The 6,851-nt window shown below is 47.4% G+C and carries 5 protein-coding genes; 1 reads left to right on the forward strand and 4 read right to left on the reverse strand.

Features of this window, described 5'->3' with window-relative positions; genetic code table 11:
* From GF401_03345 to GF401_03360, 4 genes are all read right to left on the reverse strand, one after another.
* Positions 1–1,457: hypothetical protein (locus GF401_03345; GenBank protein ID MBD3344078.1), on the reverse strand; the 1,457-nt coding region annotated here is incomplete at its 3' end.
* Between the two features lie 435 nt (positions 1,458–1,892).
* Positions 1,893–2,831 carry a protein translocase subunit SecF gene (gene secF, locus GF401_03350; protein MBD3344079.1) on the reverse strand — a complete coding sequence of 313 codons (939 nt, stop codon included), beginning with the start codon at positions 2,829–2,831 and terminating at the stop codon, positions 1,893–1,895.
* 22 nt (positions 2,832–2,853) lie between these two features.
* Positions 2,854–4,536: a protein translocase subunit SecD gene (gene secD, locus GF401_03355; GenBank protein MBD3344080.1), complete on the reverse strand. Its 1,683-nt coding sequence runs from the start codon at positions 4,534–4,536 to the stop codon at positions 2,854–2,856.
* A gap of 55 nt (positions 4,537–4,591) precedes the next feature.
* Positions 4,592–4,984, reverse strand: a complete 393-nt coding sequence (locus tag GF401_03360) for a response regulator (protein MBD3344081.1) — start codon at positions 4,982–4,984, stop codon at positions 4,592–4,594.
* A gap of 276 nt (positions 4,985–5,260) precedes the next feature.
* On the opposite strand from GF401_03360, the gene hisD reads away from it, so the two are divergent.
* Complete coding sequence (gene hisD / locus GF401_03365; GenBank protein MBD3344082.1) at positions 5,261–6,559, forward strand: histidinol dehydrogenase; 1,299 nt, start codon at positions 5,261–5,263, stop codon at positions 6,557–6,559.
* Positions 6,560–6,851 lie beyond the last annotated feature (292 nt).

Below are 6,851 nucleotides of genomic sequence, written 5' to 3' on the forward strand. Positions count from 1 at the left end.
ATACTGAAAAGCGGCAATTCTCGATATTCTGCAATGCGTTGTTGTTCGTTTATCTGGTCGTTAAACCATATTGCCGCCAGTCGAAGTTGTTGACATTTGCTTTTTCTGATATCGGCAGGCGCCCATCCCACGGCAAGAGAATAGTCCCGGCTTACCAGTGCTTTTTCAAACTCGGCTCCTCCGCGACCGTCGAGACGGCAAGGCATGCCGATATGCGAGATATCAGCGAGGAGTTTTTCGGCCAGCCTGCCGGAGATCGGATCACCTTTATTGTATAAAATTGTCAGAGGAGAACCGGTAAAGGGGGCCTGGCGAAGTTTTTCCGATTCCTTTTCACGGTTGATATCTGCCGTGTCGGCAAGGGCGTCGATAACATGACCCTCGGCCTGAATAAAATTCTTCAACAGCTCTTCCGGATTAACCATCGAGACCAGAAATTTGCGGAGTTCTTCCGATTCTTCACCCAGCGCCAGAAAATAGAGGTCTTCCCACCCCCTGACAAGTTTGGATTCCTGCAGAAGTTTATCACGGGCATAGGCAATATCTTTCGTCTGGTAGAGTGTTATTATGTCGTACCGTTTCATGGAGTAGCCCAGGAATGGGTTGCTGTCGCCTCCGAGCCGAATGGCGCACTTGTCAAGGAAGGGTCTTCCGGCAATATAATGCTTATTGGCCATACAACCGATAACACCGTTTTTTCTGCCGATAAGATAATAAGGGCCAAGTCGGGTGGAGGGGGGAAGCAAAAAGGGGCAATTCAGACGGTGTATGGCATAGGGGTCGGGTTTCTGGAGGTGAAGCATGATTGTTTTGTCATCGATTGTCCGGATCCCCGGAATAACCGCTTCTTCACCCCGGATAAGTCCTCCAATACCCTTAACATGCCGGAAAAGGGCCATGCCTTCGGAAGGATACTTTTTAACAAAGGTATTCCAGGCATCGACGATGTCAAAGGCCGAGAGGGGCTCACCTTTACCGTTTTTCAGCAGGGGGTTGATCGAAAGCCGTATCCGTTGGTCCGAAACCTGCTCGGGAAGCATGACATGACCGGCAAAGAGACTGTCGTTGATTTTTGCATACTTTAATGACGGGGTCAATGATGCGCCGATAAGATGAATAATGCGGGAATCGATTTCATCTCTGTGATAGTAAAGTGATACCGCACCGCCGGGCTCGGGCAATGCTGATGTGTCGACCGTGTCGGCGCCGGCTTCAATAATCGATTCTACAAAGCGGGCTTCTTCAACAGGGGAAAGCATCAGGGAATCGCCTTTTACAATCTTCTTTAACCGGGGGTAAATCGTGATCTTTACATAGGTGTCCACCGTGTCGGTTTTTATGGTATCGAAAGGATACTGCTCGACAAAATCTTCAAAAGAACTCAGAAAGGTGCGGCGTTGCACCGAATCCTGAAATTCAAAAATGTACGATGAAGTATCTCCCTGTGAACGGACCATTATTTTCTGTTTTCCCCTCGGGACTTCATTTCGCGTAATAACCTGTCTTGCACATGAGAAAAAAATTACCGGAACACACAACAGAAAAATGCACTTTTTCATATATACTCCCAATTAATACGAATAACTGTCTGGTAAATTAACATATTTATAGATCGATAAGTTAATAAATATAAATCGAGGAAGCCGGGAAAGGTGGAGGGCGGGAAAGGGTCCGGGTTCTGTAAAATAGGATATGGATATTGTCTCAAATCGTTGTCACTCTCCCGATAGCACCTCGGGACAGGTCGTTTGTCTCATATGCTTAATATCTCACCCCAACTCGTTAAGCAATTTGCTGCGAACCATCCTCCCCCCACCATCAAAAAAAAGGCACGGTAAGCTTAGCATATAAGCCCCGTGCCTCTGTATTTTTATGTTAATTAACTGTTATTACTATTTAATCGTCCATTTCTGGTTCCACAACACCAGAATAGGACTGGCGATGTAGATCGATGAGTAGGTTCCGGAGATTACGCCCACAAGAAGGGCGAGGGAGAAATCCTTGATGATAGCGCCGCTGTTGATGAAGGCAATGAAAACGGTCAGGACCACTGCGAAGGTAGTCAGTGACGTAATGATCGTTCGTGACAGACACTGATTGATACTGGAATTAATCCTTTCTTCGAGATTGCGTTTTATAACCGACCCTCCCATATTTTCCCGGATACGGTCGAAGACAACGATTGTGTCGTTGAGGGAGTATCCGACAATGGTGAGCAGTGCAGCGATTACCGGAAGCGAAAGCTCAACATCGACATTCGGGATGAGATTAAGAAAAGCAAATGCACCGATTGTAATGAGCACATCATGAAAAAGCGCCACAATGGCCGCAATCCCGAATGGTAAATGGAACCTGATACCGATATAGATAACGATAGCCAGGAGCGAGAGAAGGATCGCCAGCACAGCCTTTTGCTGCAGTTCACCACCGATTTTCGGCCCCACCTTTTCTTCTCTGCGGAGTTCGAAAGGGTTATCCGGATAGTTTGTGGCTACGGCTTTTTTAATATTATCGCCCACCGATTCGCCTTTGCTTTCGGTAGCCTTGACGGTTATCTGAATTTCATTGTCTTCGGGTTTACCGATAGTTTTAACTTCAGGAGAGCCGTATTCGAGCTGGTCGATAACCGATCTGATTTGTCCGATATCGTCTTTAATCGAATTTTCAAACTTGAGTTGAACGACTGTACCGCCTACAAAGTCGATTGAAAGGTTGGGGCCTTTGTTAACTATCAGCGATACAACGGTAATGAGCAGCAGGATACCCGAAAAAACGAATGCCTTTTTCCGGTTGCCGATGAAATTGAAATTTGTTGATTTAAAAAACTGCATGGGTGTTTCCTTATTGTTCAAATTATATGCTCAATTTTGTTACTTTTCTTGAACCGACAATAATGTTGAATATCACCTTGGTTACGAACAGAGCGGTAAACAGTGATGCGATGATACCGAAAATCAGTGTTATGGCAAATCCTTTAATCGGACCGGTACCGATCCACAGAAGGATAAATGCGGTAATAAGGGTGGTGATATTGGCATCCATAATCGTAAGAAATGCCCGTCCATACCCTGCATTAACAGCACTTCGGACTGTTTTCCCAACCGCCAGTTCTTCACGAATACGCTCAAAGATAATCACATTGGCATCGACCGCCATACCGATAATGAGGATAAGACCTGCAATACCCGGCAGGGTGAGTGTTGCATTGATTCCTGCCATGACAGCCATGACAAAGAGAAGGTTGAGAATAAGCGCGATATCTGCAATTACACCGCTGAGTTTGTAGTAGATACCCATAAAAACTACAACCAGTGCAAAACCGATGATAAAAGCCAGCGCTCCGGTTCTGATCGAATCCTGTCCCAGTGATGGGCCGATGGTTCTTTCTTCGATAATATCGACAGGAGCGGGTAGTGCACCGGCCTGGAGGACAACCGCCAGGTTTTTGGCCTCTTCCATTGTAAAGGAACCTTCAATCTGTGCCCGTCCCTGCGTAATCTTCTGACGGATTACCGGGGCCGAATAGACGGTGCTGTCAAGAACGATAGCAAGATATTTGTTTGTGTTGGCAGCGGTTACCCTGGAAAAAACCCGGGCACCCCGGCGATTCATTTCCAGCGAGACGAGTGGTTGACCCTGATTCATTCCACCCTGGCCGAGGATAGCGCTGGCATCGCTGATTGCATCACCTTTGAGTTCGGGGCGGGATTTTACAAAGTAGAGAGGACGAACTTCAATCTGCCCCTGGTCGATAATATCATGACCCCAGAGAAACTGACTTCCACCCATGCCTGCCCGTTGAAGCGCATTCTGAACGTCTTCTCGATCGAGGATCTTATCAACTTTTGCCTTGTTCTTTTCCGGAACGCCGATTTGTTCGCCGATTTGTACCAGGAGACTTCTGAATGAGGTAATTGTTTCAGGAGCGATTGTTGTATCCTGTGCAGCAGTATCTTCAACACCGCCTTCAAAGAGCTGACGAGCTTTCTCACGGCTTTCGACTTCCTCCTGCGCTGTCGTATCGGCCGCAGTATCCGTCTCCAGAGAATCAATGCCGGCCTTACCACTTACCACATTATCGATAATGCGGATTGCGCGCATAAGCTCCGACGGTTCCCGAACGAGTTTGAATTCGAGCTGGGCAGTCGAACCGATCACCCGCTTGGCGGCTTCTTCATTCTTGAGTCCCGGGAGTTCGACGATGATCCGGTCTTTTCCCTGCTTCTGAATTGTCGGCTCCGCAACACCCAGCGCATTGATCCGGTTTTCGATAATGGTGTAGGCCCGGTCAAGAACATTTTTCTGTTCATCTTTGTTGAGTTGCGAACGGTCGATCTCAAGGACAAGCCGCATGCCGCCCTGCAGGTCGAGGCCGAGATTGAATATTCTCTTGAAAATGTTCGGGTGTTCTTCCTGGTACTCCTGACGGACTGCAATTGGTTTTGAATAAAATATAAAGGAGTCTTTGAGAAACCAGATGGAGAGCGCCACGGCTGCAATGATAACCAACAAACTAACGGCATTATTTCTTTTCATGACAGTATATCTATCCTTTCACATAACTAAACGATATGTCTGTACATTTTTATTACTAAGACTGGGAAGCTGCCTTTGCTTTCAGATATTCTGTAACCTTTTCAACGATATCTTTTGGGTTTTGCGGCTTTGTCAGATAAAGGTCACATCCAACACGTTGGCCTTCTTTGAAATCCTGCTCCTGATTGAGCGCAGTAAAGAGGAACACGATAATATCTTTAGTCTCAGTATTACCTTTTATCCATTCGCATACATCAAAACCCGTTTGTCCACAGAGGATAACATCCAGAATAACCAGATCGGGCTTTTCGTTTTTTATTGCCTGCATCGCCTGATTTGCAGTAATAGCTTCGGAAATAACGAAGCCCTGCATTTCAAGGAAGAGTCGCAGTATTTTACGGATGCCAGGCTCGTCATCTACAAGCAATATACGAAAAGGTCTATCCATTATTACCAGTTACCCATATTACCAGTTACTCATCAAATAAGCGCATTGCCGCCTGGGGCGGAATTCAGTCTGTAATTACCTTTTCCAAGGTTCAGTAAGATACATTTTTTAATAGGAGAAGCGCAATCATTTAATATATATACGAAATTAAATCGTGTCTTATTTGATGTGCCTGAAACAGGCATTCCTGCTGAAAAATAATCCCGAATATTTAGAAATAGATTTATCAACAAGTTATTTTGTGATGTCGTATTTATCACAAGGGAGAAAACAGGCATGGCTACAACACTTTCTATTCCGATTCTGCGTTATACGGGCAAGTCCGGTTCGAAAATACTGGCCACACTGACATCATCGGCTCATAAGAGTGAAACAGAAGCACTTGCCACGGTGGAAACTATTCTGGAAGACCTAAAAAAGCGGGGTGATACAGCGCTTTTTGAGTATACCCGGAAATTCGATAAGGTATCGCTTACCGCCTCGACCGTCCGGGTTGGTGATGACCGGATTTCTGAACAGGCAAAGAAAGCCTCTGCGCCGCTGAAAAAGGCTGTCCGGGAAGCCGCCCGACGGATAAAGGCCTATCATGCACACCAGAAACAAAAGGGATATTCGCTGAAAACCAGTGAAGGGACTCTTGCCATGAGGATTCAGCCGCTCTCCCGGGTTGGTGTCTATATTCCCGGCGGTTATGCAGCATATCCATCGACAGTGCTGATGAATGTTATTCCTGCCCGGCTTGCAGGGGTGAAAGAAATAGTTGCGGTAACTCCGCCGCAAAAGGAGTTCCATCCGGCAACAGCCTATGCCCTTCAGTTGCTCAAGGTAAAGGAGGTCTATCAGATTGGCGGGGCTCAGGCGGTGGGGGCCCTGGCCTATGGGACCCAAACAATCCGGCCGGTAGAAAAGATTGTCGGCCCGGGGAATCTCTACGTGGCCCTGGCAAAACGCTGCGTTTACGGAGCTGTCGATATCGATACAATCGCCGGACCCTCTGAAGTAATCATCCTTGCAGACTCATCGGCAAACCCCTCCTGGGTTGCCCTCGATTTGCTCGCCCAGGCCGAGCATGGAAGTGGCGATGAAGTCGCTTTTTGCATAACCGAAAATTCGCGCTTCGCCGATCGGATAAAGAAATGCCTGCTTGAGGAGGTCAAAAAATCGCCGGTAGCACACCAGTTCGATAACCTGTCGTCCAATGCGCTCTCCCTGGTGGTCACCCGAAGCAGAAAAGAGAGTATCGATCTTATAAACCAGTGTGCTCCCGAGCATTTGCAGATTATGACAAAGGATCCCGCAAAGGATGCAAAGAGTGTCATGAATGCCGGAGCAATTTTTTTAGGTCCCTACACACCCGCAGCTCTGGGGGATTACTTTATCGGCACCAACCATGTGCTTCCAACCGGCGGCGCCGCGCGGTTCGGATCCCCCCTGGGGGTTGACAGCTTTGTCAAACATATCTCGATCGCCCGGGTAACCGCTAAGGGCCTTGAAAAGGCGGCAAAACATGTCTCTGTCTTTGCCCGGTCCGAACGACTGGTGCATCACGCCCTCAGTGTTGAACGGCGGCAATGAAAATCTGGAGGAGTGGAGCGCTTTATCCTGTGACGATTACTCCGATATCCGGTCACGTTTTTAATCTTATAAGCTCATCCAGAAAATCGAGAGACTTGAATTCCTGGTTGATATCAAAGTGATAGGCACACCAGACCGCCAGAAGGCGCGTGATTCGTATTGTATCCTGAGGTGCTGTTTCCTGCTCCTTTTCCAGGTGATATTCGGGAGTTGCCCTGAGAAAATCGAGTACAAAACCGGGGATAAAGGAACCCGTGCTTTGCGGTCTTCTGCATTCTTCACAGCCCAGTCC

Source organism: Chitinivibrionales bacterium (assembly GCA_014728215.1).
Lineage (GTDB): Bacteria > Fibrobacterota > Chitinivibrionia > Chitinivibrionales > WJKA01 > WJKA01.